General features: G+C 57.8%; 22 protein-coding genes. 12 read left to right on the top strand and 10 right to left on the bottom strand.

Going from position 1 to position 25,513, the window contains the following annotated elements; translation table 11 throughout:
• Positions 1-124: 124 nt before the first annotated feature.
• On the bottom strand, positions 125-2,371 hold the full coding sequence (ptsP, locus tag GVK32_RS03950; protein ID WP_041147035.1) for a phosphoenolpyruvate--protein phosphotransferase: 2,247 nt from the start codon (positions 2,369-2,371) through the stop codon (positions 125-127).
• Between the two features lie 12 nt (positions 2,372-2,383).
• The gene (rppH, locus tag GVK32_RS03945; RefSeq protein ID WP_041147036.1) at positions 2,384-2,914 is read right to left on the bottom strand and encodes an RNA pyrophosphohydrolase; all 531 of its coding nucleotides are present in this window, start codon (positions 2,912-2,914) and stop codon (positions 2,384-2,386) included.
• A gap of 682 nt (positions 2,915-3,596) precedes the next feature.
• Here rppH and mutH point away from each other — a divergent pair.
• From mutH to GVK32_RS03925, 4 genes are all read left to right on the top strand, one after another.
• Positions 3,597-4,292, top strand: coding sequence for a DNA mismatch repair endonuclease MutH (mutH, locus tag GVK32_RS03940; protein WP_132512963.1), 696 nt, complete (start codon positions 3,597-3,599; stop codon positions 4,290-4,292).
• Between the two features lie 63 nt (positions 4,293-4,355).
• Positions 4,356-5,069, top strand: a complete 714-nt coding sequence (locus tag GVK32_RS03935; protein ID WP_041147038.1) for a TerC family protein — start codon at positions 4,356-4,358, stop codon at positions 5,067-5,069.
• 125 nt (positions 5,070-5,194) lie between these two features.
• Positions 5,195-5,413, top strand: coding sequence for a YgdI/YgdR family lipoprotein (locus tag GVK32_RS03930; RefSeq protein WP_004867116.1), 219 nt, complete (start codon positions 5,195-5,197; stop codon positions 5,411-5,413).
• 218 nt (positions 5,414-5,631) lie between these two features.
• On the top strand, positions 5,632-6,672 hold the full coding sequence (locus GVK32_RS03925) for an NADP(H)-dependent aldo-keto reductase (protein ID WP_159865390.1): 1,041 nt from the start codon (positions 5,632-5,634) through the stop codon (positions 6,670-6,672).
• A gap of 57 nt (positions 6,673-6,729) precedes the next feature.
• Here the strand turns inward: GVK32_RS03925 and lplT are convergent, their stop codons facing one another.
• Complete coding sequence (gene lplT / locus GVK32_RS03920) at positions 6,730-7,923, bottom strand: lysophospholipid transporter LplT (RefSeq protein WP_123708671.1); 1,194 nt, start codon at positions 7,921-7,923, stop codon at positions 6,730-6,732.
• Positions 7,916-10,075: a bifunctional acyl-ACP--phospholipid O-acyltransferase/long-chain-fatty-acid--ACP ligase gene (aas, locus tag GVK32_RS03915; RefSeq protein ID WP_159865387.1), complete on the bottom strand. Its 2,160-nt coding sequence runs from the start codon at positions 10,073-10,075 to the stop codon at positions 7,916-7,918. The genes lplT and aas overlap by 8 nt, the downstream gene beginning before the upstream one ends.
• Positions 10,076-10,859: 784 nt before the next feature.
• Here aas and galR point away from each other — a divergent pair.
• Positions 10,860-11,876: an HTH-type transcriptional regulator GalR gene (gene galR, locus GVK32_RS03910; protein WP_123708673.1), complete on the top strand. Its 1,017-nt coding sequence runs from the start codon at positions 10,860-10,862 to the stop codon at positions 11,874-11,876.
• Here the strand turns inward: galR and GVK32_RS03905 are convergent.
• The 4 genes from GVK32_RS03905 to GVK32_RS03890 all read right to left on the bottom strand — a co-directional run bounded on the left by GVK32_RS03905 (position 11,837) and on the right by GVK32_RS03890 (position 15,926).
• Positions 11,837-12,316 (bottom strand): GNAT family N-acetyltransferase, encoded by a 480-nt coding sequence (locus GVK32_RS03905; RefSeq protein ID WP_159865384.1) that lies wholly within the window; start codon positions 12,314-12,316, stop codon positions 11,837-11,839. The two genes, galR and GVK32_RS03905, sit on opposite strands and share 40 nt — an antisense overlap.
• Complete coding sequence (locus tag GVK32_RS03900; protein WP_123708675.1) at positions 12,313-13,086, bottom strand: GntR family transcriptional regulator; 774 nt, start codon at positions 13,084-13,086, stop codon at positions 12,313-12,315. The genes GVK32_RS03905 and GVK32_RS03900 overlap by 4 nt, the downstream gene beginning before the upstream one ends.
• A gap of 67 nt (positions 13,087-13,153) precedes the next feature.
• On the bottom strand, positions 13,154-14,581 hold the full coding sequence (locus GVK32_RS03895) for a glycoside hydrolase family 1 protein (RefSeq protein WP_159865381.1): 1,428 nt from the start codon (positions 14,579-14,581) through the stop codon (positions 13,154-13,156).
• Between the two features lie 7 nt (positions 14,582-14,588).
• Entirely contained in the window at positions 14,589-15,926 is a 1,338-nt protein-coding gene (locus GVK32_RS03890) for a PTS sugar transporter subunit IIC (RefSeq protein WP_159865378.1), read from the bottom strand.
• A 313-nt stretch (positions 15,927-16,239) separates the two neighbouring features.
• Between GVK32_RS03890 and GVK32_RS03885 the strand changes: the two genes are divergently transcribed.
• Entirely contained in the window at positions 16,240-17,238 is a 999-nt protein-coding gene (locus GVK32_RS03885) for a LacI family DNA-binding transcriptional regulator (protein WP_166646214.1), read from the top strand.
• 1 nt (position 17,239) lies between these two features.
• Here GVK32_RS03885 and lysA read toward each other — a convergent pair whose 3' ends face one another.
• Positions 17,240-18,502 carry a diaminopimelate decarboxylase gene (gene lysA, locus GVK32_RS03880; RefSeq protein WP_041147047.1) on the bottom strand — a complete coding sequence of 421 codons (1,263 nt, stop codon included), beginning with the start codon at positions 18,500-18,502 and terminating at the stop codon, positions 17,240-17,242.
• A gap of 135 nt (positions 18,503-18,637) precedes the next feature.
• Here lysA and GVK32_RS03875 point away from each other — a divergent pair, with 135 nt between their 5' ends.
• A complete protein-coding gene (locus GVK32_RS03875; RefSeq protein WP_159865762.1) occupies positions 18,638-19,564 on the top strand; it encodes a LysR family transcriptional regulator in 927 nt (308 codons plus the stop codon).
• On the opposite strand, the gene GVK32_RS03870 is transcribed toward GVK32_RS03875, so the two are convergent.
• Positions 19,551-20,243, bottom strand: coding sequence for an aspartate/glutamate racemase (locus GVK32_RS03870; protein ID WP_159865375.1), 693 nt, complete (start codon positions 20,241-20,243; stop codon positions 19,551-19,553). The genes GVK32_RS03875 and GVK32_RS03870 overlap by 14 nt on opposite strands.
• 138 nt (positions 20,244-20,381) lie before the next feature.
• Between GVK32_RS03870 and GVK32_RS03865 the strand changes: the two genes are divergently transcribed.
• The 5 genes from GVK32_RS03865 to GVK32_RS03845 all read left to right on the top strand — a co-directional run bounded on the left by GVK32_RS03865 (position 20,382) and on the right by GVK32_RS03845 (position 25,468).
• A complete protein-coding gene (locus tag GVK32_RS03865) occupies positions 20,382-20,708 on the top strand; it encodes a cupin domain-containing protein (protein WP_159865372.1) in 327 nt (108 codons plus the stop codon).
• A gap of 531 nt (positions 20,709-21,239) precedes the next feature.
• Entirely contained in the window at positions 21,240-22,130 is an 891-nt protein-coding gene (locus GVK32_RS03860; RefSeq protein WP_041147051.1) for a carbohydrate ABC transporter permease, read from the top strand.
• Positions 22,123-23,025, top strand: a complete 903-nt coding sequence (locus tag GVK32_RS03855) for a carbohydrate ABC transporter permease (protein WP_045857405.1) — start codon at positions 22,123-22,125, stop codon at positions 23,023-23,025. The genes GVK32_RS03860 and GVK32_RS03855 overlap by 8 nt, the downstream gene beginning before the upstream one ends.
• A gap of 12 nt (positions 23,026-23,037) precedes the next feature.
• The gene (locus GVK32_RS03850) at positions 23,038-24,165 is read left to right on the top strand and encodes an ABC transporter ATP-binding protein (protein ID WP_159865369.1); all 1,128 of its coding nucleotides are present in this window, start codon (positions 23,038-23,040) and stop codon (positions 24,163-24,165) included.
• A gap of 16 nt (positions 24,166-24,181) precedes the next feature.
• Positions 24,182-25,468 (top strand): ABC transporter substrate-binding protein, encoded by a 1,287-nt coding sequence (locus tag GVK32_RS03845; protein ID WP_159865366.1) that lies wholly within the window; start codon positions 24,182-24,184, stop codon positions 25,466-25,468.
• The last annotated feature ends 45 nt before the right edge of the window (positions 25,469-25,513 follow it).

The raw sequence follows: 25,513 nt of genomic DNA, 5'->3' as shown, positions 1-25,513 counted from the left end.
CAAAGGTTGCGAATGATAGCATAAGCACCAGGCGCGATCCGCGCCGGGCATGTAAAAGATATGTATACGAATGCGAATAAGCGGCGGAGCATTCCCGGCAGGCGGCGCAGGCGCTATGGCAGAACTAGCGGCCGCCGCGGATCAGGCCGCCCAGCCCTCGACGCTCCATAAAGGCCGCCACCTGATGGCGAACCTCCGTCGTCATCTGCGCCTCCAGGCTACGCCGGGAAAGCTCCTGGGCCTCTTCGATATCAATGCGGCGCAGCAGGTATTTGACCCTTGCTACCGACCGGCCGTTCATCGACAGGTGGCGATAGCCAAGGCCTATCAGAATGGTGACGCACATCGGATCTCCGGCCATTTCGCCACAAAGCCGCAGGTCGATGCCGAAACGTTCGGCGTCGCGGGCAATCATCGCCAGCGCCCGCAGCACGGCCGGATGCAGGCTGTCGTACATATTCGCCACCCGAGTATTGTTGCGATCGACGGCGAGAATGTACTGCGTCAGGTCATTGGTGCCGACGGAGATAAAATCGACGCGGCTGGCGAGCTGCGCCAGCATGAAGACCATCGACGGCACTTCCAGCATCACGCCGATGCGCGGGCGCGGAATGGCGTAGCCAATCATCTCTTCAACTTCGCGGCTGGCGCGGTCGATCAAACGACGCGCCTCGTCGACCTCATCGAGACTGGTGATCATCGGCAGCAAAATGCTGAGGTTGCCGGTAGCGGCATTCGCGCGCAGCATCGCCCGCACCTGAATAAGGAAAATCTCCGGCTGATCGAGCGTGATGCGGATCCCGCGCCAGCCGAGGCACGGATTCTCTTCGCTGATCGGCATATAGGGCAGCTGCTTGTCGGCACCGATGTCGAGGGTGCGCAGCGTAACCGGCTTCTCGTTAAACATCTGCAGCATGCCCTGATACTGGGCAACCTGCTCCTCTTCCGACGGAAAGCCGCTCTGCAGCATAAAGGGAATTTCAGTGCGGTACAGGCCGATGCCGTCAATAAAGCCGCCGAGCTTCTCTTCATGGCCGAGGCTCAGGCCGGCGTTCAGCATGACCTTCACCCGCTCGCCGCTTTTCAGCTCGGAGGCGCGCTCGAGATCGTCCTCCGCCAGGCGGCTGAGCTCGTTCTCTTCGCTGATCAGGCGCTGATACTCTTTCAGCAGCGCCGGTTCCGGGTCGACCAGCAGCTCGCCGCGGTAGCCGTCCACCACCAGGGTGTGGCCATGCAGCAGTGAAGGCTGAATATCGGCCCCCATCACCGTCGGGATCCCCAGCGCGCGCACCATGATGGCGGCATGCGAGTTTGCCGCCCCGTCGCGCACGACAACCCCTACCAGCCTGTCCTGAGGGACCTCCGCCAGCGTCGTTGCCGAGAGCTCGTCGGCGACCAGAACGATGCGCTCCGGCCAGGTGTTTGGCCCCTGGGTGGTGTCGTCAAGATGAAACAGCAGTCGCTGGCCGAGCGTGCGCAGATCGCCGGCCCTCTCTTTAAGATAGCCGTCGCTGAGCGCCGCAAACTGCTCGGCGAATTTCTCGATAATTTTTTTCACCGCCCACTCGGCGACGGCCCCTTTGTCGACTTCCGCAAAGAGTTCGCGGCGCAGGCGCGCATCGGAGAGCAGGTGGGAATAGAGGTCAAAGATAGCCGACGTCTCTTTTTGCGCCCCGGCGGCGTAGCGCTTGCTGTAGCGACGAAACTCGCTGGCTGCCTCTTCCAGCGCGCCGGTCAGGCGCTCGCGTTCGGAAGCCGTGTCCAGCGTCGAGGCTTCGTACACCTGCTCCATCAGCGGCAGGCTGACGTCCATCCAGCCTTCGGCGATTGCTACCCCCGATGAGGCGGGCAGCGCGCGGATCCGCGTCTGGCGATACTGGCCAAATAGCGCGGTCAGCTGCGACTGGGAGAGAATGGCGGCCATCTGCGTCGCCAGGGTTACGAGGAAGGACTCCTCGCTTTCATCAAACTGACGCAGCTCGCGCTGCTGCACCACCAGCACGCCCAGCAGCTGACGGCGCTGGATAATCGGCACGCCAAGAAAAGCGCGGAAGCGGTCCTCTTTTACGGCCGGAATGTATTTAAAGCTGGGGTGTTTATGCGCATCGGCAAGGTTGATGGGCTCCGCAAGGCGCCCGACGAGACCGACGAGGCCTTCGTCAAAAGCGAGCGCAACGGTGCGCCCGCGAGGTTTTTTCAGCCCGCGAGTCGCCATCAGGTAATAGCAGCGTCGGTCGTGATCGGCCAGATAAACCGAGCAGACTTCCGTTTCCATCGCTTTGCAGATATCCGTGACCAGGATATCCAGCGCCTCGTTTAAACGCGGCGCACTCGCGACCTTCTCGACGATTTCTCGTAACCGAGTGAGCATAATGTGCGTGGCTTAACCTCTTTTACGTCGATATGCAGGCGCGCTTTGCGGCTTAGGTGCGGTTTCGGCCAGCGACATGGTGACGCTGGCGAACTCTTTCATCACCCGGCGGTAAACGTCGCGCTTAAACGATACCACCTGACGAACCGGATACCAGTAGCTTACCCAGCGCCAGCCGTCGAACTCGGGCGTGCTGCTGGTTTGCATATTGACTTCCGCATCGCTGCCGATCAACTGCAGAAGAAACCACTTCTGTTTCTGGCCGATACAAACCGGCTTCGTATCCCAACGCACCAAACGTTTAGGCAATTTGTAACGCAACCAGTTACGGGTAGAGGCCAGAATGCGGACATCTTTACGACTTAGCCCAACCTCTTCAAACAATTCCCGATACATTGCCTGCTCGGCTGATTCTCCTGGATTAATGCCCCCTTGCGGGAACTGCCACGAGTGCTGGCCATAGCGCCTGGCCCACATAACCTGGCCCTGGCGATTACAGATTACAATACCGACATTTGGGCGGTAGCCATCGTCATCAATCACCGGACTACCTCAAAATAATCTTCAATGTGAACGATTGTTTCACACTCGCCGGAAACGGTAAACCACTCTGTTGCCACACGGCTCACGAATAACATTTGAATAACTCACAGTTATCAGCAGAGTTATAAACAGCGTCAGCTATCACAGCACCATTTTATTCACTTTTTCTGTGGATAGAGTTGTGAAGAAGTATGGAATTACCCAGGGAAAACCCGGAGTAGTCCGAAGCGCTTACCTGTAGCCATATTTAATAATGGCATTATATTCATTAAGTTAGAATGCATTATTTTCATGAATTACAGCATAACGTGATGATCATCACACATGCGATCCTGGAACTGATGAAAGATCGAACAATGTCGGTTTTATCCACAGATTGCGCGAGCTCATCGGGCATATTTTGTCTAAAAATTCGATTTTCGTCGCACGTCAAGGCTGTAAATGGAAACAGTAGTGAGGCTTTTCCCCAGTTATCCCACTTTTCTGTGGATAACATGGTGTAAGATCCTGTTCATTGCCAGTGACCAGTTCTGGAAAACCCGCTGCGGTAATTTTTTTTGTGGCAAAAAAGCAAAAAAAAAGTCATATGAATCATCAAATTGTCATACTTACCCAGGAAAAGGTAAACTCTATCCACAACGCACAAAAATAGCGCTCACTTTTTAACCAGAGGTTTCATCTTATGCCAGCCCTCTCGCCCCTGCTTGCACCGCCGCAAACTCAGCAGCAGCTTTTAGCTCAGGCCCAACGGCTGGCGGGCTATTCGCTGGGCGAGCTGGCCGCGCTGGCGGGGATTCCGATTCCGCGCGATCTGAAGCGCGATAAAGGCTGGACGGGCATCCTGCTGGAGATTTGGCTGGGCGCCAGCGCCGGAAGTAAGCCCGAGCAAGATTTTGCCGCGCTGGGCGTCGAGCTGAAAACGATCCCCGTAGACGCTCAGGGACGGCCGCTGGAAACCACCTTTGTCTGCGTCGCTCCGCTCACCGGCAACAGCGGCGTCACCTGGGAGAGCAGCCACGTACGCCATAAGCTCAAGCGCGTGCTGTGGGTGCCGGTAGAGGGCGATCGCGCGATCCCGCTCGCCCAGCGTCGGGTTGGGGCGCCGCTGCTTTGGACCCCCAACGAAGAGGAGGATCGTCAGCTGCGGATGGACTGGGAAGAGTTAATGGATCTGATCGTCCTGGGCCAGGTCGAACGTATTACCGCCCGCCACGGCGAAGTGCTGCAGCTGCGCCCGAAAGCCGCCAACAGTAAAGCCTTAACCGAGGCTATCGGCGCGCACGGCGAACCGATCCTCACCCTGCCACGCGGTTTCTACCTGAAGAAAAACTTTACCGCCGCCCTGCTGGCCCGTCATTTTCTGCTTAACCACGATTAATTTTTTGTTCTGCCCGCCGGGTTGCATATAATTGCGACTTTCTTTTTTGCAGGACTTTGAACAATGTTATTTGCATGGATAACCGATCCTAACGCCTGGCTGGCGCTGGGTACGCTGACGCTGCTGGAAATCGTACTCGGGATCGATAATATTATTTTTCTCTCTCTGGTTGTTGCCAAACTGCCCACCGCCCAGCGCGCCCACGCACGACGCATCGGGTTGATGGGCGCAATGCTCATGCGTCTTGGGCTGCTGGCCTCCATCGCCTGGGTCGTTAAGCTGACCAACCCGCTATTTAGCGCGTTCGGCCACGACATCTCCTTCCGCGATCTGATCCTGCTGCTCGGCGGGCTGTTCCTTATCTGGAAGGCCAGTAAAGAGATCCACGAATCGATCGAGGGGGAAGAGGAAGGGCCGAAGACCAACGTCCACTCGTTTATGGGCGCCATCGTGCAGATTATGCTGCTGGATATCATTTTCAGCCTCGATTCGGTGATCACCGCCGTTGGGCTCTCGGATCATCTGTTCATCATGATGGCCGCGGTGGTTATCGCGGTGCTGGTGATGATGTTTGCTGCCCGCTCGATTGGCGACTTTGTTGACCGCCATCCGTCGGTGAAAATGCTGGCGCTGGCGTTTTTGATTCTGGTTGGCTTCACCCTGATGCTCGAAAGCTTCGGTATCCATATCCCGAAAGGCTACATCTACTTTGCGATGTTCTTCTCGATTGCCGTCGAAAGCCTCAACCTGCTGCGTAATAAAAAAAATCCGCTGTAGCCCGCAAAAATGCAGCCCAAACCTGGGCTGCAATCTTTTTTAAGACTTTACTGCTTTTTATGTCTCACAAATCAGGCTATTAATACACTGGTGTGAGGTGCGACCATCAAGTAGAGGTGTTAACGATGAAAAAATGGGCAGTGTTGATTTCCGCCGTAGGACTGGCCTTCTCGGTTTCCGGTTGCAGCAGCGATTACGTTATGGCGACAAAAGACGGACGCATGATTTTGACCGACGGCAAGCCGGCGGTTGACGACGATACCGGTCTTATCAGCTACGAAGATCAGCAGGGTAATAAAATGCAGATCAATCGTGACGACGTTTCACAAATTATTAAGCGCTAAAGATTGCCGCGGCTCATCGCCTGGCAGCGCGTCCTCTGCAACAAATCACGGTATTGAGAAAAGAGTCGGGTAAACCTGATACGTCCGCTGCAGCAGCCTGCGGACCCTACCAGCCCGGCTTTTTGATCTTTTTACTTCCTCTTTTTCCTCCCCTCTGCCATTTTGATACTCCTTTGTCGGGGAAAGCCTGACCTTGTCGATAAAAAAGGAAGCCGGCTATGCAGTATCACCGTATCCCACACAGTTCTCTCGAAATCAGCACGCTGGGGCTGGGCACTATGACCTTTGGTGAACAGAATAGCGAGGCCGATGCTCACCAACAGCTCGACTACGCTGTCAGCCAGGGCATCAACCTGATTGACGTTGCTGAAATGTACCCTGTCCCGCCGCGCCCGGAAACCCAGGGTCTGACGGAAACCTACGTCGGCAACTGGCTGGCGAAACACGGCAGCCGCGAAAAGCTGGTTATCGCCTCCAAAGTCAGCGGCCCTGCGCGTAACAACGACAGCAGCATCCGCCCGAATCACGTCCTGGATCGCAAAAATATCCGCGACGCGCTGCACGATAGCCTGAAGCGTCTGCAGACCGATTATCTCGATCTTTACCAGGTTCACTGGCCGCAGCGCCCGACCAACTGCTTCGGCAAGCTAGGCTACACCTGGACCGACTCCCCGCCGGTGGTCACCCTGCTGGATACCCTGGAAGCGCTCACCGAATTCCAGCGCGCCGGCAAAATCCGCTACATCGGCGTTTCCAACGAGACGGCGTTTGGCGTGATGCGCTATCTACACCTTGCGGATAAGCACGACCTGCCGCGCATCGTCACCATCCAGAACCCGTATAGCCTGGTGAACCGCAGCTATGAAGTTGCGCTGTCGGAAGTGAGTCAGTATGAAGGCGTGGAGCTGCTGGCCTACTCCTGCCTGGCGTTCGGCACGCTGACCGGCAAGTATCTCAACGGCGCGAAGCCGGCCGGCGCGCGCAACACGCTGTTCAGCCGCTTTACGCGCTACAGCGGCGAGCAGACGCAGCTGGCGGTCGCGGCATATGTCGATATCGCAAAACGGCATAACCTCGATCCGGCACAAATGGCGCTGGCCTTCGTGCGCCGCCAGCCGTTTGTCGCCAGCACGCTGCTCGGCGCCACTTCGCTGGAGCAGCTGAAGACCAACGTGGAAAGCCTGCATCTTGAGTTAAGCGAAGAGGTGCTGGCGGAGATTGAAGCGGTGCACCGGGTTTATACCTATCCGGCGCCGTAAACGGCCTCTCCGGGCTACGGCAGGGACAACGCCGTAGCCCGCTAAGCGCAAGGCTCGCTAGCGCCGCCGTCCCCAGAGCCACAGGGCGGCGATGGCCAGCGCGAACACCGCACCAAAGACAACCCCGATGCCAACCACCGGTATGCCCGCCTTGACCGCCATCGAGTAGAACCCCAGCATCAGCAGCATAGCGACGTTTTCGCCGAGATTTTGCACCGCTATCGCGTTGCCCGCGCCGACGGTATGCTTTCCTCGCTCCTGCAGCAGGGCGTTAAGCGGCACGATAAAGAAGCCGCCGAACACGCCGAGCAGCAGCAGCAGGCCAAACGCCGGCAGAAGCGCATGCTGAAGGGTAAAGAAGATCACCGCGACGCCAATCAGAATCCCGGCAGGCATGCAGCGGGAGACCGTTTGCAGCGTCACCAGCTTCGCCGCCGCGCCCGCGCCCAGTACGATCCCCACCGCCACCATCGCATTCAGATAGGTTGGCATGGCGTTGTTAGAAATCCCCAGCGCCACCGGTACCCACAGCACCAGCAGGAAGCGCAGCGTTACGCCGGCGCCCCAGAACAGGCTGGTTCCCACCAGCGAAAACCGCGTCTCCCCGTTGCGCCACAGCGTTTTACAGGCGCTGAAGAAACTGTGGGTCATCGGCGTAAAGCGCCACGATTGTCCGGGACGGGCCGCCGGCAGTTTGGGGATCCACAGGTTCGCCACCACCGCACCGCCGTAGACCAGCGCGCAGAGGGCCAGCGCCGCCAGCACGTGCCAGTCAGCGAGGATGCCGCCCGCCATCGAGCCCAGCAGGATAGCGGCAATGGTCGAGGACTCCATCAGACCGTTGGCCTTCACCAGCTTATCGCCGGTGGTCAGCTCGCCCAGAATGCCGTATTTCGCCGGGGAGTAGGCGGCCGCGCCGATCCCGACCAGGGTGTAGCCGAGAAACGGATTCACGCCAAAGCAGATACAGCCGGCGCCCACCAGCTTCATGCCGTTGGCGACCATCATCACCCGCCCCTTGGCGAAGCTGTCGGCAAACTGCCCGACAAATGGCGCAAAGAGAATGTAAGCGCCCACAAACAGCATCTGCATCACCGGCTGGCTCCACTCCGGGTAGAACTGCTGCTTCATCAGCGCGAGGGTCGCAAACAGCAGCGCGTTATCGCCAAATGCCGACAAAAACTGGGCGCAGATAACCGCCATCATCCCCTTCGAGTACAGCGAATTGTTAGTGTGTACTGACTCACTCATCAGAATGTTCCGTCTCTTCAACCATACTTTTAAGGGTGACAAAGTCCGGCTTGCCGCTGCCGAGAACCGGCAGCTGTTTCAGCCAGCGAATGTCGCGCGGAACCGCCAGCTCCGGCACGCCGTGCTCACGGGCGTAGCGCAGCAGCTTTTCGCGATTCAGTTCATTATCGGTGGTGAAAAGCACTAAGGCCTCGCCTTTGCTGGCATCCTGTCTGATGGCCGTCCCGTGCATCCGCTCTGGTGAGACCGCCAGCACCATCTGCTCCACCATCTCCAGCGACACCATCTCACCGGCAATTTTAGCAAAGCGCTTCGCGCGCCCCTGAATACGCACGTATCCCTGCTCGTCGAAGGCGACGATATCCCCGGTGTCGTACCAGCCGCTCTCCATTTCGCCATGCTGGTTTTCCGCCCCAGGCGCTTCCAGCACGCCCGGGTTTTCCACCCGCAGATAGCCGTTCATAATGTTTGGCCCTTTCAGCTGCAGACGACCGCCCTCTTCAATACCCGGCATCGCCAGCAGGCGCGCGTCCATTCCCGGCAGGATCCGCCCAACGGTGCCCACCTTCGCCGCCATCGGGACGTTAATCGACACCACCGGCGCGCACTCGGTTACGCCATAGCCTTCGAGGATTCGCAGGCCAAATTTGTCCTGCCACAGCTGTTTAGTGCTGTCCTGGAGTTTTTCCGCTCCGGCTACCACGTAGCGTAGACGATAAAAATCATAGGGGTTGGCAAAGCGGGCATAGTTCCCGAGGAACGTTGAGGTGCCGAACAGCACCGTGCAGTTGCGGTCATATACCAGCTCCGGCACCACGCGGTAGTGCAGCGGGCTGGGGTAGAGAAACACTTCCGCTCCGGTAAAAAGCGGCGTGAACAGGCCGACCGTCAGGCCAAAGGAGTGGAACAGCGGCAGCGCCGACATAAAGCGGTCGTTGGCGGTAAAATCGGCGATGGTTTTAATCTGCTCGACGTTGGCAAGGATGCTCTTGTGGCTATGCACCACGCCCTTCGGGTGGCCTTCCGAACCGGAGGTGAAGAGCACGATCGCCGCATCTTCCGGCTGCTGCCTGACCTGCGCCAGCTTCGGCATTAGCAGATGGCTGAAGATCCACAGCTTGTCGGCGGCGGTGACGTCGCCTTTTAAATCCTCAAGAAATACCCAGCGCACCTGGGTCAGCTGCTCCGGCAGGTGCCAGAGCTTGCCTTTATCGAGGAAGGTGCGGGAGGTGAACACGGTTTTGATTTCAGCGGCGGTAATCGCGCTGCTGAGGCCTTTTACTCCAGCGGTATAGTTCATCATCGCCGGAATACGCCCGCGCGCTATCGCGCCAAAAATCACCGCCGCGCTGATCCCGGCGTTCGGTAGCATCAGGCCGATTTTTTCGCCCTGCGCGCTGTATTTTTCCAGAATTCGCGCGACAAACAGCGTTTTGGTCAGCAGCTTGCGGTAGGTATCCGGCTGGAAGTTAATATCTTCCACACAGTTTTTCCGCGCGCCGAAACGGTCCTGCGCCGCCAGCAGAGACTCATACAGCGTTTCCCGCGGGCGCACCGCCATCCGCGCTTCCATCATTATCTGATGCAGCATTTCGCCGGCAATTTTGCGGCGATCGCGGGCCCGCGGCGCTTCCGGCATCGGCAGATGCGTCGGCGGCAGCAGGTGGAGGCGGATGCGCGGGAACGGGCGGCGTCTGACCAGCCCTTTCAGGCGGCTGAACGGCGTCAGCTCGGCGCCTTCGATACGCAGCGGAACAATGGTGGCCTGCGACTTCGCGGCAACGAACGCGGCCCCATCGTAGATTTTCATCAGCGATCCGCTCACCGAGATGCGCCCTTCCGGGAAGATAACCACCGGCCGCCCCTGCTCAATCAGGCGCACGAGGTGTTTAATCGACATCGGTTTTGTCGGATCGAGAGGAACAAAGTCGATAATTGGCGACAGCGCGCGCATAAACCAGCGCTGGCTGATGGAGGAGTACACCGCAAAGACCGGGCGAACGGGAAGAAACAGCGCCAGCAGGACCCCGTCAAGGAAGGAGACGTGGTTCGGGGTAATGAGGACCTTTTTGCCATGTAGAGCCTGCGTGTCACCGGTCAACCTGACCCGGTACATTCCTTTGAACAGCAGCCTGAAAAATGCCAAAAGCATAACAACTCCATCTGACCGGTTATTAAGTCATTGAAGGTTACACGAGAAGGCGTTTGAAAGCAGTGTGGGGGAGAATTTTCACAATAAAAAAAACCTGCGCATCTGCGCAGGCCGGTGCAAGATAATCAGTACGAAAAGCGTACTTAAGAAACTCACCTATCAATACCTCTGGGACCCTGATTGTGCGTTTTTTTGGCCCCGCGACGCCAGCGTTAAAACGCAAGGGAATGAGCCTAAGTGCAACCAGTTATTACCATTTTCGCTAACTGTAACAGCGGCGGATAGCGGCGCGACAACTGCCGATTTTTAGTGGCGCGCTGGGCGCAGAGAACATCGTCGGGGCGTACGGAACAGCCGTGAACGGCACACGCCCCGGAACACGCAGAATGAAAAATGTCCGCGCTTCGCTCCCCCGCTGACGCCCGCCTGTCGGGGCTGATTGGCTACGGGCAAAAAAAAACCTGCGCATCTGCGCAGGCTGGTGTAATTAAAGTGGTCAACGTGAAGTCGACTCCACCTATCAATACCTCTGGGATAACCAGAATATCAATGCAGTGAACGGAGAAACCAGCGAACATTCGCAACAGCTAATCGCAAAGTGTAACCAAAGGTGTGAATTTACCTCCTGCCGTTTCATTCGCCGCGACGGCTGTGTGTAACTTTGTCACCAGCAAGGCAAACCTGCATCACATTTGCGTTAACCCGTTAGCCCTTATCCTTGAATCTGCCGAGCTTTCCCGTAACATAACCTCAATGTAAACGCTTACCCTATAAAAGGTCTGGTATGGCGACAATTAAGGATGTAGCCCGACTCGCTGGAGTGTCCGTCGCTACCGTATCCCGCGTTATCAACAACTCCCCGAAAGCCAGCGAGGCTTCCCGCCAGTCGGTCAGCACGGCGATGGAAGCGCTGAACTACCACCCGAACGCCAACGCCCGCGCGCTGGCGCAGCAGTCAACGGAGACCGTCGGCCTGGTGGTGGGCGACGTCTCCGATCCCTTTTTCGGCGCCATGGTCAAAGCCGTCGAGCAGGTCGCCTACCATACCGGCAACTTTTTGCTGATTGGCAACGGCTACCACAGCATCCAAAAAGAGCGCCAGGCGATTGAACAGCTTATCCGCCACCGCTGCGCGGCGCTGGTAGTGCACGCAAAAATGATCCCCGATGACGAGCTTGCCGGGCTAATGAAGCAAATTCCCGGCATGGTGCTTATCAACCGCATACTATCCGGCTTCGAGCAGCGCTGCGTGGCGCTGGACGACCGCTACGGCGCCTGGCTGGCGACCCGCCATCTGATCCAGCAGGGCCATACCCGTATCGGCTATCTGTGCTCCAACCATGCGATTTCGGATGCCGAAGATCGTCTGCAGGGTTATTACGACGCGCTAAAAGAGAGCGGCATAGCCATCAACGATCGGTTGGTGACCTTTGCCGAGCCGGATGAAAGCGGCGGCGAGCAGGCGATGACCGAACTGCTGGGACGCGGCAGGAATTTTACCGCCGTTGCCAGCTACAACGACTCGATGGCCGCAGGCGCGATGGGGGTGCTGAACGATAACGGCATCGACGTGCCGCGTGAGATTTCACTGATTGGATTTGATGACGTGCTGATATCCCGCTACGTTCGCCCGCGGCTGACTACGGTGCGCTACCCGATTGTGACCATGGCAACCCAGGCGGCCGAACTGGCGCTAGCGCTGGCGGACAGGCTCCCGCCACCGGAAATCACTCACCTGTTCAGCCCGACGCTGGTTCGCCGTCACTCGGTGATCGCCCCGTCGGACAACGACAGGTCGTAGCGGTAGAGGTGCACGGCGGTGGCCGGATAATCGAGGCCCTCGCCGATATAGCGCCAGCCAAAGCGCTCATAAAAATCCCGGCAGGCGGAGTAGAGATGCAGCTGCGGATAGCCGCTCAGGCGGGCATAATCGATAACGTGCTGCTGTAGTTTTCCCGCCAGCCCCTGCCCGCGCGCCGCTTCGGCAACGTACAGCGCCGCCATCCACGGAAACAGGTCCTGACGGCTGATCAGATCGCAGCGCCAGAGCCCCACCGTTCCCAGCAGAAGCTCGCCCTCAACGGCAATAAAGGTCAGCGGCAGCATGCCCGGCTTCTGGCTATGGCCGACGATGCTGGCAAAAAACGCCTGCGGCAGCGTCTCGCCGCCAAAGGCCTGCCACAGCCACTCCGTGACCTGCGGGGCGTGCTGCGGCGCGGCGTACAGAGGCAGGATGATCATACCGGCTTTCCCTGAAAGATCGGCACCGACTCAAACAGGTAGCCGTCGAAGTCCGGCGCGTCTTCGTCCGACAGCTCCAGCAGGCTGTTTTTAACATTTTCCAGATGCTGCCACATCGCCTGCCAGGCGCCCATCACGTCGCGACGGCGCAGCGCGGCGAGAATCGCCTGCCGCTCGCCGAGCCACTTCAGGCGATAGGCGCGGCTGGCGATATGCGCGTTAAACTGCTGCCAGAGCGGGCTGCTGTCCATCTGCAGCCAGATACGCTCCACCGTTGCCAGAAGCATCTGGTTTTGCGTCGCCCCGGCCAGCACCAAGTGAAACATCCGCGCGTTATCCTGGGAGGCGTCGTTGCCGGCAATCGCCCGCTGCTCCTGCTCGATAATGCGCTTAAGGTTGTCGATATCGGCGCGCGTCGCCATTTTTGCCGCAAAGGCGGCAATATTGCTCTCCAGCAGCTGGCGGGCCTGCAGAATCTCAAACGGACCGACGTCGCTGCTCAGCATCTGCTCTTCCTCGCTATCATCCTCGTGGGGAATGCGCATCACGTAAACCCCCGAGCCCTGGCGAATATCGACCGTGCCCTGCAGCTCCAGCATCAGCAGGGCTTCGCGGACAATGGTGCGGCTAACGCCGTAGGTTTCGGCGATATTACGTTCCGGCGGCAGCCGCGACCCGATGGGGTAACGCCCCTGCGTAATCTGTGCGCGCAAATCATCACCAATTTCCTGGTAGGGTTTCTTTTCCGGCGGAATGATAGCCTTCTCCACAATATCACCTGTGCCTTGTCTGCGAGTGAATCCATATCGGCGCTATCTTAGCAAAATTTACGCCGGGCTAGCGCAACTCATCGTCGATATCCAGCGTCAACTCGCGGCTTTCGCGCAGCGTGCGAAACCAGCCGGCGGAAGCCTTCGGTCGCCGCGCCCGGCCGTTCTGCAGATCGATTTCAATCAGCCCGTAGCGATTTTTAAAGGCGTTCATCGGCGACACGTTGTCGGTAAACGCCCACAGCATGTAGCCGTGACAGTTGGCTCCCGCCTTGCGCGCGAGCAGCGTCTGCCAAAGATGCTCGCTGATAAAGCGAATGCGGTACTCGTCGACAATGGTGCCTTCGTCGTTGCGAAACTGGCCTTCGTTTTCAACGCCCATGCCGCTTTCGGCGATAAACCACGGAATATTGCGGTAATCATTTTTAATCCGCATCGCCATATCAAAGACAATACGCGGATAAATTTCCCAGCCGCGGGAGGCGTTCATTCGCCGCCCGGGCAGCTCAAAGGGTTCGTAATACCAGGCCGGATGAAACGGCGTCTGCGGGTGCCAGGCGCGCGACGGCGCCTTCACCCGGTGCGGGTAGTAAAGGTTAATGCCCAGCTCATCCACGGTATTGTCGCGGATAATCGCCAGCTCTTCGCCGCTATAGTCCCAGGCGACGTCGTGCTGCGCCAGCAGCGCAAATAGCGCGGGCGGATACTCGCCGTGGACCAGCGGGTCGAGGAAGATACGGTTGTAGAACAGATCGTAAACCTCGGCGGCGCGCACGTCGTGAGCCGCCGTTGAGCGCGGATAGGTCACCTCCGGATTGAGAATGCAGCCCACCGTCCCGCGATAGCCCTTATCGCGAAACAGCCTGACCACCTTCGCCGTCGCCAGCACCTTATGGTGGTTCCACTGCATCCACGTGCCGGTATTCTGCTCGTAGGGCCAGCGTAGCGCGTCAAGGTAGACGCGGGTTTGCACGACGATCGGTTCGTTGAAGGTAAACCAGCGCGTGACCTTCTGATGATAGCGGGCGAACACCTTCTCCGCGTAGCGGACGAACAGCTCCACGACCTTTTTGGCCGCCCAGCCGCCGTACTGCTCCAGCAGGTAGCCGGGCAGCTCATAGTGTTCAAGGCAGATCATCGGCTCGATGCCGTTCGCCAGCAGCTCGTCAAACAGCCGATCGTAGTAGGCCGCGTACTCCTCATCAACCGTGACGTTTTCATAGTCGGTCAGAAAGCGCGACCAGTTGATTGAGGTGCGGTAGTGGGTGAGCCCCGCCAGCTTCATTAGCTGGACATCCTCGTGAAAGCGGTTGATAAAATCGGTGGCCACCGCCGGGCCGTAGCCGTTATGCCAGACGTGGCGATCGTGTTTGTACCAGAGATCGGGCCAGGAGTCCTGGCCCTCTTTCTTGCCGCTCCAGCCCTCGGTCTGCCAGGCGGAGGCCGCCGCACCAAGGATAAAATCGTCGGGAATCGCAATCCTTTTTGTACTCATCATATCCTCAGGCGTTATCGGTTATTTGCGCGTTTTCCGCCTGCCGCTGCGCGGTTTCCAGGCGGCGGGAGGCAATCTTCACAAACGGCAGGTAAATCAGTACCGCGGTAATGATACAAACCAGCTGGGTCACCACCGCCCCCATCGAACCGGCGGTAGAGAGCCAGGCGTTAATCAGCGGCGGCGTGGTCCAGGGCACCATCACCACCGCTTTTCCGGCAAATCCGGCCGCCGTGGCGAAGTAGCCGATGCTGCCGGTCACCAGCGGCGTGATGATAAAGGGGATCGCGAGGATCGGATTGAGCATGATCGGCATACCGAAAATGACCGGTTCGTTAATATTGAACAGCCCCGGGCCGATCGACAGCTTGGCGATCTCTTTCATCTCTTTGCGCTTGCTGGCGATCATTACCGCAATCAGCAGGCCGATGGTCAGCCCCGAGCCGCCGATGCTCATATAGACGTCCCAGAACGGCATGGTAATGATGTTCGGCACCTCTTTTCCCTGCTCAAAGGCGCTCATGTTGACGGTGATCGCCCCCAGCAGTAGCGGTTCGCGGATCGGTTTGATCATCTGATTGCCGTGAATACCGATAACCCAGAACAGCTGGGCGACGAACATCAGTAGCAGGATCCCCGGCAGGCTTTGCACCACGCGCTCCAGCGGCTGCTGCACCACCAGGTAGACCGCATCATACAGATACATGCCGGTCAGCTGATGGAAAATAAAGCCAAAGGTGGCGATGGCGGTGGTGGTAAAAATCGCCGGGATAAGCGCCGAAAACGACGCCGCCACGTTCGGCGGCACGGTATCCGGCATTCTGATCTTCAGCCCCTTGCGCGTCTCCAGCCAGCAGTAAATCTCTACCGACAGAATGGCGATAAACATGCCGAGGAACAGGCTGCGGGTATCTGAGAACTGGCGCAGCAGCACATCTTTGACCACGTGCATCTGGCCGTCAACCATCATCTCAACGGTGGTTGGGGTGACGCAGATAAAGCAAATGACCGCCAGCAGGCCAGGGAACAGGCTCTTGATGCCGTTAATGCGCCCCAGCTCGATGCCGATCAGAAAAACGGCGCCAATATTGAGGAAGTTGAGGGTCGCATAGTTTATCGCGCTGGTAATCGGCTTGAGCGCGGCGAGAAACGACAGCGACTGAAAGCTGGCCAGTCCGTTCTTCGGATCCAGCACCATATTTGAGATCAGCACCGAAAAGGCGCCAACGATGATCACCGGCATCAGGGTAATAAAGGCGGATTTTATCGCCATGATGTAGCGGTAGCTGTTGAATTTCGTGGCGAAACTCCCCAGTGAGTCGATCAGTTTTTCCTGCAATGCCATAGAGGATACCTCAGGTTTAAGGGCTTTTTGCGCGCCAGGTGTACAGCCGAACACCTTTTGGCATACCAAAAAATAGTCACTGGCGGCAAAAAGTTCTGTGATTCAGATCTCAACACCCCATCTGGCATTCCAAATTTTTATATGTTCGCCATATTGGCATACCGCATTAGCGGCATCGCTTTCACCGCGGCGCAGTTCCTGCAAAAAGCGTGATCCCGATAGTTCTTTGCACGGCGTAGAGGTCATATCCCCCTGAATGTCTGTGATAAACTGCAAAACACCACGTGATATCAGGAATCGATGAATGGCTACAATGCTGGATGTCTCAATTCGCGCAGGCGTCTCTAAAGCGACGGTTTCCCGCGTGTTGAACGGCACAGGTCAGGTAAAAGAGAGTACCCGTCAGCAGGTATTCAAAGCGATGGAGGAGCTGGGGTATCGGCCAAACTTTCTCGCCCGTTCGCTGGCCAACCGCACGAGCAACAGCATCGGACTGGTGGTTTCCACCTTCGACGGCTTCTACTTTGGCCGCCTGCTGCAGCAGGCCTCGCGCCAGACCGAAGCCTGGGGAAAGCAGCTGATTGTCACCGACGGCCACGATGCGCCGGAGCGCGAAGAAGAAGCAGTGCAGATGCTTGCCGATCGCCAGTGCGACGCCATCATCCTCTACACCCGTCATATGAGCGAAAAGAAGATCATGTCGCTTATCGACTCCATCGAGATGCCGCTGGTGGTGATTAACCGCGACGTCAGCCTCGCGCGCGAGCGCTGCGTTTTCTTCGAGCAGGAGGATGCCGCATTCCAGGCGGTGAACTATCTGATTGCCCAGGGCCATCGCGAGATAGCCTGCCTGACGGTCCCCATGCACACGCCAACGGGCAAGGCCCGCCTGCAGGGCTACCGTAAGGCGCTGAAAAAAAATGGCATTGCATGGGATGAGGGGAGAGTAAAATACGGCGACTCAACGATGACCCGCGGCTACGAGCTGTGCCGGGAGCTGCTGGAGGAAAAAACGCCGTTCAGCGCGCTTTTTTCCTGTAATGACGATATGGCGCTCGGCGCCTCAAAAGCGCTGCATCAGGCGGGACTACGGATCCCGCAGGACGTTTCGCTCTTTGGTTTTGATGACGCCCCCAGCGCGAAGTGGCTGGAGCCGGGCCTGTCGACGGTCTATCTGCCCATCGACAATATGATCACCACCGCCATCGATCAGGCGATCAAGCTTGCTAACCATCAGCCGATCGAAACGATCCCGCCGTTTACCGGCACGCTGGTGCTGCGCGAGTCGGTCACGACGGGTCCCTGGTTTTAGATCAGATTTGCTCTAAGACCAGCAGCTCCTGAATGGTCTGGCGGCGGCGAATCAGCCGCGCGCTGCCGTTATCGAACAGCACTTCCGGCAGCAGCGGGCGGCTGTTGTAGTTCGAGGACATCGACGCGCCGTAGGCGCCGGTATCGTGCAGCACCAGGTAATCGCCCGGCGCCACGTCAGGCAGCAGGCGCGTTTCCACCTTCCCCCCTTCCTGCTGGGTAAAGACGTCCCCTGATTCGCACAGCGGTCCGGCGACCACGGTTTCAACCATCGGCGCCGCGCTAAGATCGCGACCGTCCGCCGCCAGGGCGCTGATGTGGTGGTAGCTGCCGTACATCGACGGACGCATCAGGTCGTTAAAGCCAGCGTCAATCAGCACGAAGTGACGGCTGCCCATCTCCTTCACGCTGCGCACCTGGGAGACCAGCACGCCGGATTCTGCCACCAGGAAACGACCCGGCTCGATCTCCAGCTTCACCGGATGACCGAGATGTTTCGCCACCTGCTCGCGCGCGGCGTTCCACAGGCCGTAATAGTGATCGGTATCGATCGCCTCTTCGCCTTCGCGATACGGGATCGACAGGCCGCCGCCGGCGGAGATCGCCTGCAGATCCTGACCAAACTCGATCACCTGACGCACCATCGCGCCGCACACCTGCTCAAGGTGAGCATAATCCACCCCTGAGCCAATGTGCATGTGAATCCCCACCAGCTGCAGCTGATAGCGACGCATCACCTCCAGCGCCGCCGGCAGGTGGCTATACCAGATACCGTGCTTGCTGTTTTCGCCGCCGGTGTTGGTTTTCTGGCTGTGGCCGTGACCGAACCCCGGATTGACCCGCAGCCACACGCGATGGCCCGGCGAGACTTCGCCCAGCTGACTCAGCATATCCACCGACCCGGCGTTGACCGGGATCTGCAACTCCTTCACCCGCTCCAGGGTTGCGTCGTCGATCAGATCGGCGGTAAAGACGATATCTTCCGGATGCTGCTGCGGATCGTAGCCCGCCGCCAGCGCCCGCTCAATCTCGCCAAGCGACACGGAATCGACCTTCACGCCCTGCTCGCGCATCAGGCGCAGGATATGAATGTTTGAGCAGGCCTTCTGTGCAAAGCGCACCACGTCAAACTTACCGAGCTGGGCAATCTGGCGGCGAATAATCTGCGCGTCGTAGACCCATACCGGGCAGCCAAACTCGGCGGGGAGGCGCAGCAGGTTATCTGCTGTCAGGTCGGTATCGGTGGCGTAAAGCGAGCGTGGCATGGTGAACTCCGGCGTTGTTGGCGTTGTGCGTGTTTTTTTATGATTACGCCATAGCCCGAAGGGAATAAAAAATATCGTTTTTTCGTGAGTCTATGCAAAAATGATATGGATACCCAACGCTATCCGAGAGCTGCCATGCCCGCCGTCAATTTGCGCCATATCGAAATCTTCCACGCGGTGATGACCACCGGTAACCTGACCGAGGCCGCCCGCATGCTGCATACCTCGCAGCCGACGGTCAGCCGGGAGCTGGCGCGCTTTGAAAAGGTGCTGGGGTTAAAGCTTTTTGAGCGCGCTCGCGGCCGCCTGCAGCCCACGGTACAGGGGCTGCGGCTGTTTGAAGAGGTGCAGCGGTCGTGGTACGGGCTGGACAGGATCGTCAGCGCGGCGGAAAGCCTGCGCGAGTTTCGCCAGGGCGAGCTATCGGTGGTGTGCCTGCCGGTATTCTCCCAGTCGTTTTTACCGCTGCTGCTGCAGCCGTTTCTGGCGCGCTACCCGGAGGTCAGCCTGCAGATCGTCCCCCAGGAGTCGCCCCTGCTGGAGGAGTGGCTCTCCGCCCAGCGCCACGATCTTGGCCTGACCGAAACCCTGCATACGCCCGCCGGCACCGAGCGCACGCCGCTGCTGACGCTGAATGAGGTCTGCGTCCTGCCGCAGGACCATCCGCTCGCCGCGAAGCAGGTTTTGACCCCCGCCGATTTCCACGCTGAAAACTACATCAGCCTGTCGCGGACCGACAGCTATCGCCAGCTGCTCGACGCCCTGTTCCTTGAACATCAGGTCAAGCGGCGAATGGTGGTCGAAACGCACAGCGCCGCGTCAATTTGCGCGATGGTGCGCGCGGGCGTCGGCATCTCGGTGGTTAATCCGCTCACCGCCCTCGACTATGCCGAAAGCGGCGTCGCGGTGCGCCGCTTCAGCATCGATGTGCCCTTTACCGTCAGCATGATCCGCCCGCTGCACCGCCCCGGTTCGGCGCTGGTCGACGCCTTTATTCACCACTTGCAGCACAGCCTGGCGCAGATCCAGCACCCGCTCGATACGGTGCTTAAGAAAGCATAAACTCCACCGCGTCCGCAGCGTGAATGGCCGCGGTATCAAATACCGGCAGCGGGCTGCTTTCTACGGGCACCAGCAGGCCAATCTCGGTGCAGCCGAAGATAACGCCTTCCGCGCCCTGCGCCGCCAGCGCCTCGATAACCTGCAGGTAGTAGTCGCGGGAAGCCTCGCTAAAGGTGCCGAGACAGAGCTCATCAAAGATTATCTGGTTGATCCGCTGGCGATCGTCGGCGGGCGGCACCTGGGTCTCTATAGCAAACTGCTGCTGCAGGCGGCCGCGATAGAACTCTTGCTCCATGGTATAGCGCGTGCCTAGTAGGGCGACGTTGCGCATGCCTTTTTTCTCAATCGCCCGCCCGGTCGCATCGGCAATATGCAGAAACGGCACGCCGCAGCGCGCTTCAATGGCATCCGCCACTTTGTGCATGGTGTTAGTACAGAGCACGATACCTTCGGCGCCCGCCTGCTGCAGCCCCACCGCCGCCTGGGCCAGCATATCGCCGGCACGCTCCCATTCACCGGCGGTCTGACAGGCTTCAATCTCATGGAAATCAACGCTATGCAGCAACAGGCTGGCGGAGTGCAGGCCGCCCAGGCGCGCCTTGATCCCTTCATTGATCAGGCGGTAATAGGGAATGGTCGATTCCCAGCTCATTCCCCCCAACAGGCCAATCGTTTTCATCATTCGCTCCTTTTATGGTTTCCCCCAGTGAAGCAAACTTGTGATCAACTTTCCACTTCTCTCGTCGATCGTTTCTTTTTAGAAAATTGTGCGATAAATTAAATGAAACATTGTTTCACTTAACTACAGGACCTGCGGATGTTTATTTTTCATAAAGAGACCACTCTCGACGATCTGGGCAACGGCGTGACCCGACGCATTCTGGCGCACGGCGGCAACATGATGGCGGTTGAGGTTAACTTTGACGCCGGTGCCATTGGTCCGATGCATAACCACCCCCACGAGCAGCTGACCTACGTGCTTTCAGGCGAGTTCGAATTCACCATCGGTGACGAGAAACACGTGGTCAGCGCCGGCGACACGCTCTACAAGCAGCCGCATATTATGCACGGCTGCGTGTGCCTGAAAGCGGGAACCCTGCTGGATACCTTTACACCCATTCGTCAGGATTTTCTGCAAAACTAATCTTCCCCGGGCGCGGTGGTGGAAGAGCGGGCATGCTCCCCTCTTTCACCACCGCGCCCCTCAGGTCCATCATTATTTGTTAAAAAACATGTACACAGATAATCATTAGCCGGGCAATAAAATACCGCACGCCTGCGCCGACTCACATTTCCCGCATCTCTCTCCAGCCCTTACCAGCCTTACAAAACGCCCGCCATCTCATTTTTTGAAACATCGTTTCGACTCCGATCACATTTCCGCTATGAATCGAATGACTCTGTAATAAATCGCAATAAAATAAATTTAAAACGGCGTTTTATAAAATTAAAGGCGCCGGGCATAGCAAAGCCGAACCGGTGCACGCTCAGCAGGGAGCTGCGGGTGACAAACCATGACAAAAACAGGGTTCAACAAGGAAGGAAGCGCCAGCACAGACACCAGCAACAGATGAACTTTTCCGGCTGCTTTTCAGCGCGGATAGCGCACACAGCGTGAAGTACACCGGGTATAAACCGAATCCGTTTTACAAACTCGTAAGCCAGGTAGGTATGTATGAATGAAAACAAGCTGCTGGGATTGGCATGGATATCGCCCTATATCATCGGGCTGATAATCTTTACCGCCTTTCCCTTTGTTTCATCTTTCTTCCTCAGTTTCACTGAGTACGACTTGATGAGTCCGCCGGTATTTAACGGCATTGAAAACTATCGCTACATGCTGACCGAAGATTCTCTCTTCTGGAAGTCCATGGGCGTCACCTTCGCCTATGTCTTTTTAACCATTCCGCTGAAGCTGGCCTTTGCGCTGGGCATCGCGTTTGTTCTGAACTTTAAGCTGCGCGGCATCGGTTTCTTCCGTACCGCCTATTACATTCCGTCGATTCTCGGCAGCTCCGTCGCCATCGCCGTGCTGTGGCGCGCGCTGTTCGCTATCGACGGCCTGCTGAACAGCTTTATCGGCGTGCTGGGCTTCGACCCGGTCAACTGGCTCGGCGAGCCGTCGCTGGCGCTGATGTCGGTGACCCTGCTGCGCGTCTGGCAGTTCGGTTCGGCAATGGTCATTTTCCTCGCGGCGCTGCAGAACGTTCCACAATCGCAGTACGAAGCGGCGATGATCGACGGCGCCTCGAAGTGGCAGATGTTTATGAAGGTGACGGTGCCGCTGATTACGCCGGTGATCTTCTTCAACTTCATTATGCAAACCACCCAGGCGTTCCAGGAGTTTACCGGGCCGTACGTGATAACCGGCGGCGGCCCAACCTACTCCACCTATCTGTTCTCACTCTATATCTACGACACCGCCTTTAAGTACTTCGATATGGGCTACGGCGCGGCGCTGGCATGGGTGCTGTTCCTGGTCGTCGCGGTGTTTGCTGCTATTGCCTTTAAGTCTTCGAAATATTGGGTGTTCTACTCCGCCGATAAGGGAGGCAAAAATGGCTGATATCCAACAAATTTCCGCGGCACGGGACATCGCAGAGCGCGAGGTTGCCAGAACGCTGCGGCGTGAAAAAATGAACGCCAGCATCCGCTATGTGATCCTGCTGTTCGTTGGCCTGCTGATGCTCTATCCGCTGGTGTGGATGTTCTCGGCGTCATTCAAACCGAACCACGAGATCTTCACCACCCTCAGCCTGTGGCCCGCCCACGCGACCTGGGACGGATTTATCAACGGCTGGAAGACCGGGACGGAATACAACTTCGGCCACTACATGCTGAATACCTTCAAGTACGTGATTCCGAAGGTGATCCTGACCATTATCTCCTCCACCATTGTGGCGTACGGCTTTGCTCGCTTCGAGATCCCGTGGAAGAAATTCTGGTTCGCCACCCTCATCACCACCATGCTGCTGCCGAGCACCGTGCTGCTCATCCCGCAGTACCTGATGTTCCGCGAAATGGGGATGCTGAACAGCTATCTGCCGCTGTACCTGCCGCTGGCCTTCGCCACTCAGGGGTTCTTCGTCTTCATGCTGATTCAGTTCCTGCGCGGCGTGCCGCGCGATATGGAAGAGGCGGCGCAGATTGACGGCTGCAACTCCTTCCAGGTGCTGTGGTACGTGGTGGTGCCGATTTTAAAACCGGCAATTATCTCGGTCGCGCTGTTCCAGTTTATGTGGTCAATGAACGACTTTATTGGTCCGCTGATTTACGTCTATAGCGTCGATAAGTATCCGATCGCACTGGCGCTGAAAATGTCCATCGACGTCACGGAAGGCGCTCCATGGAACGAAATTCTGGCAATGGCGAGCATCTCCATTCTGCCATCCATCATCGTATTCTTCCTGGCTCAACGCTACTTCGTACAGGGCGTCACCAGCAGCGGAATTAAAGGTTAAGAGGGAAATATCATGGCTGAAGTTATTTTCAAAAAACTGGAAAAGGTCTACTCCAACGGCTTCAAAGCGGTACATGCTATCGACCTGAAAATCGCTGACGGGGAGTTTATGGTGATCGTCGGGCCATCCGGCTGCGCCAAATCCACCACCCTGCGCATGCTGGCAGGCCTCGAAACCATCAGCGGCGGCGAAGTGCGTATCGGGGAGAAAATCGTTAACAACCTCGCGCCAAAAGCGCGCGGCATTGCGATGGTGTTCCAGAACTACGCGCTCTATCCGCATATGACGGTGCGTGAAAACCTCGCTTTTGGCCTCAAGCTGAGCAAGCTGCCAAAGGATCAGATTGAAAGCCAGGTTAACGAAGCGGCAAAAATCCTCGAGCTGGAAGAGCTGCTCGACCGCCTACCGCGCCAGCTCTCCGGCGGCCAGGCCCAGCGCGTGGCGGTAGGCCGGGCGATCGTGAAGAAGCCGGACGTATTCCTGTTCGATGAGCCGCTCTCTAACCTCGACGCCAAGCTGCGCGCCTCGATGCGCATCCGGATCTCCGACCTGCACAAGCAGCTGAAGAAATCCGGTAAACCGGCGACCACCGTTTACGTCACCCACGATCAGACCGAAGCCATGACCATGGGCGACCGTATCTGCGTAATGAAGCTGGGCCACATCATGCAGGTTGATACCCCGGACAATCTCTACCACAAGCCAAAAAATATGTTTGTCGCGGGCTTTATCGGCGCGCCGGAGATGAACATTCGTCCCTGCAAGCTGGTTGAGCGCGCTGGCCGCCTGCATATGAACATCGGCGACGAGCTGCTGCCCCTCAACGATGCCCTGCAGAGCAAAGCCGAAGGCTACAAGGACCAGCCGCTGTTCTACGGCGTGCGCCCTGAGTTTGTCTCCATTTCGGACCAGCCGTTCGCCGAAGGCTGCGGTTCCGGTGAGATGGTGCGCGTGGAAAATATGGGCCACGAGTTCTTTGTCTATATGAAAGTCGCCGATTATGAGCTGACCGCCCGCGTCCCTTCCGACGAAGCGAGGCCGATGATCGAAAAAGGGCTGCATCGTAAGGTCTATTACCAGTTCGATCTCAACAAATGTCATCTCTTTGATGCGACGACCGAACAGAACATCTCTCTGTAATCACTGGAGTATTAAAATGAAAAAAGTGCTCTTAAGCGCCGCAATCTCCGCCACTCTGGGCCTGACCGCGCTACCTTCTCTGGCACAGGATGTCGACCTGCGCATGTCCTGGTGGGGCGGCAACGGCCGTCATCAGGTGACCCTGAAAGCGCTGGAAGAATTTCATAAGCAGAACCCGGATATTAACGTCAAAGCGGAATACACCGGCTGGGACGGCCACCTTTCGCGCCTGACCACGCAAATCGCCGGCGGCACCGAGCCTGACGTGATGCAGACCAACTGGAACTGGCTGCCTATTTTCTCGAAAAATGGCGACGGCTTCTACGACCTCAATAAGATGAAGGACGTCATCGATCTCAGCCAGTTTGACGCGAAAGAGCTGCAGTCCACCACCGTGAACGGCAAGCTCAACGGCATCCCCATTTCCGTGACCGCCCGCGTCTTCTACTTTAATGATGAAACCTGGAAAAAAGCCGGCGTCGCCTACCCAAAAACCTGGGATGAGTTGATGGCGGCGGGAAAAGCCTTTGAAAGCAAGCTCGGCAAGCAGTACTACCCGGTGGTGCTGGAGCACCAGGATACCCTGGCGCTGCTGAACTCTTACATGATTCAGAAGTACAACCAGCCGGCTATCGACGATAAAACCAAAAAATTCTCCTACAGCAAAGAGCAGTGGGTCGAGTTTTTCCAGATGTATAAAAAGCTTATCGACAGCCACGTCATGCCGGACACCAAATACTACGCCTCGTTTGGCAAAAGCAATATGTACGAGATGAAGCCGTGGATCCAGGGCGAGTGGGCGGGAACCTACATGTGGAATTCCACCATCAACAAATACTCCGACAACCTGAAGCCGCCGGCGAAGCTGGAGCTGGGTGAATACCCGATGCTGCCGGGAGCCACCGACGCCGGCCTGTTCTTTAAGCCCGCGCAGATGCTCTCAATCGGTAAATCCACGAAAAATCCGGAAGCGGCGGCGAAGGTGATTAACTTCCTGCTGAACAGCAAAGCCGGGGTCGATACCTTAGGACTCGAGCGCGGCGTGCCGCTGAGTAAAGTGGCGGTGCAGTACCTGACCGAAGACGGCACGATCAAGGCCGACGATCCGGCGGTTTCCGGGCTGAAGCTGGCGCAGTCCCTGCCGGCGAAGCTCTCCGTGTCGCCCTACTTCGACGATCCGCAGATTGTAGCCCAGTTCGGCACCGCCCTGCAGTACATCGATTACGGGCAGAAATCCGTAGAAGAGACGGCGGCGGACTTCCAGCGTCAGTCGGATCGCATTCTCAAGCGCGCCATGCGCTGATATCTGGTCACACGAACCTCCCTCGCGGCTCCGGCTGCGGGGATT

Origin of the sequence: Klebsiella sp. 18074, from assembly GCF_902705905.1 — a bacterium.
GTDB lineage: Bacteria > Pseudomonadota > Gammaproteobacteria > Enterobacterales > Enterobacteriaceae > Klebsiella > Klebsiella terrigena.
The sequence above is the reverse complement of the archived record's forward strand: the minus strand, read 5'-3'. Positions and strand labels throughout refer to the sequence as shown.

Excerpts from the sequence above, each read along its gene's own strand:
- GVK32_RS03865 (WP_159865372.1), top strand. The coding sequence starts at position 20,382 with ATGTTTATTTTTCATAAAGAGACCACTCTCGACGATCTGGGCAACGGC.
- ptsP (WP_041147035.1), bottom strand. The coding sequence starts at position 2,371 with ATGCTCACTCGGTTACGAGAAATCGTCGAGAAGGTCGCGAGTGCGCCG.
- GVK32_RS03890 (WP_159865378.1), bottom strand. The coding sequence starts at position 15,926 with ATGGCATTGCAGGAAAAACTGATCGACTCACTGGGGAGTTTCGCCACG.
- mutH (WP_132512963.1), top strand. The coding sequence starts at position 3,597 with ATGCCAGCCCTCTCGCCCCTGCTTGCACCGCCGCAAACTCAGCAGCAG.
- GVK32_RS03875 (WP_159865762.1), top strand. The coding sequence starts at position 18,638 with ATGCCCGCCGTCAATTTGCGCCATATCGAAATCTTCCACGCGGTGATG.
- GVK32_RS03930 (WP_004867116.1), top strand. The coding sequence starts at position 5,195 with ATGAAAAAATGGGCAGTGTTGATTTCCGCCGTAGGACTGGCCTTCTCG.
- lysA (WP_041147047.1), bottom strand. The coding sequence starts at position 18,502 with ATGCCACGCTCGCTTTACGCCACCGATACCGACCTGACAGCAGATAAC.
- GVK32_RS03925 (WP_159865390.1), top strand. The coding sequence starts at position 5,632 with ATGCAGTATCACCGTATCCCACACAGTTCTCTCGAAATCAGCACGCTG.
- lplT (WP_123708671.1), bottom strand. The coding sequence starts at position 7,923 with ATGAGTGAGTCAGTACACACTAACAATTCGCTGTACTCGAAGGGGATG.
- GVK32_RS03845 (WP_159865366.1), top strand. The coding sequence starts at position 24,182 with ATGAAAAAAGTGCTCTTAAGCGCCGCAATCTCCGCCACTCTGGGCCTG.
- GVK32_RS03860 (WP_041147051.1), top strand. The coding sequence starts at position 21,240 with ATGAATGAAAACAAGCTGCTGGGATTGGCATGGATATCGCCCTATATC.
- GVK32_RS03885 (WP_166646214.1), top strand. The coding sequence starts at position 16,240 with ATGCTGGATGTCTCAATTCGCGCAGGCGTCTCTAAAGCGACGGTTTCC.
- galR (WP_123708673.1), top strand. The coding sequence starts at position 10,860 with ATGGCGACAATTAAGGATGTAGCCCGACTCGCTGGAGTGTCCGTCGCT.
- GVK32_RS03905 (WP_159865384.1), bottom strand. The coding sequence starts at position 12,316 with ATGATCATCCTGCCTCTGTACGCCGCGCCGCAGCACGCCCCGCAGGTC.
- GVK32_RS03895 (WP_159865381.1), bottom strand. The coding sequence starts at position 14,581 with ATGAGTACAAAAAGGATTGCGATTCCCGACGATTTTATCCTTGGTGCG.
- GVK32_RS03870 (WP_159865375.1), bottom strand. The coding sequence starts at position 20,243 with ATGAAAACGATTGGCCTGTTGGGGGGAATGAGCTGGGAATCGACCATT.
- GVK32_RS03935 (WP_041147038.1), top strand. The coding sequence starts at position 4,356 with ATGTTATTTGCATGGATAACCGATCCTAACGCCTGGCTGGCGCTGGGT.
- GVK32_RS03855 (WP_045857405.1), top strand. The coding sequence starts at position 22,123 with ATGGCTGATATCCAACAAATTTCCGCGGCACGGGACATCGCAGAGCGC.
- aas (WP_159865387.1), bottom strand. The coding sequence starts at position 10,075 with ATGCTTTTGGCATTTTTCAGGCTGCTGTTCAAAGGAATGTACCGGGTC.
- GVK32_RS03850 (WP_159865369.1), top strand. The coding sequence starts at position 23,038 with ATGGCTGAAGTTATTTTCAAAAAACTGGAAAAGGTCTACTCCAACGGC.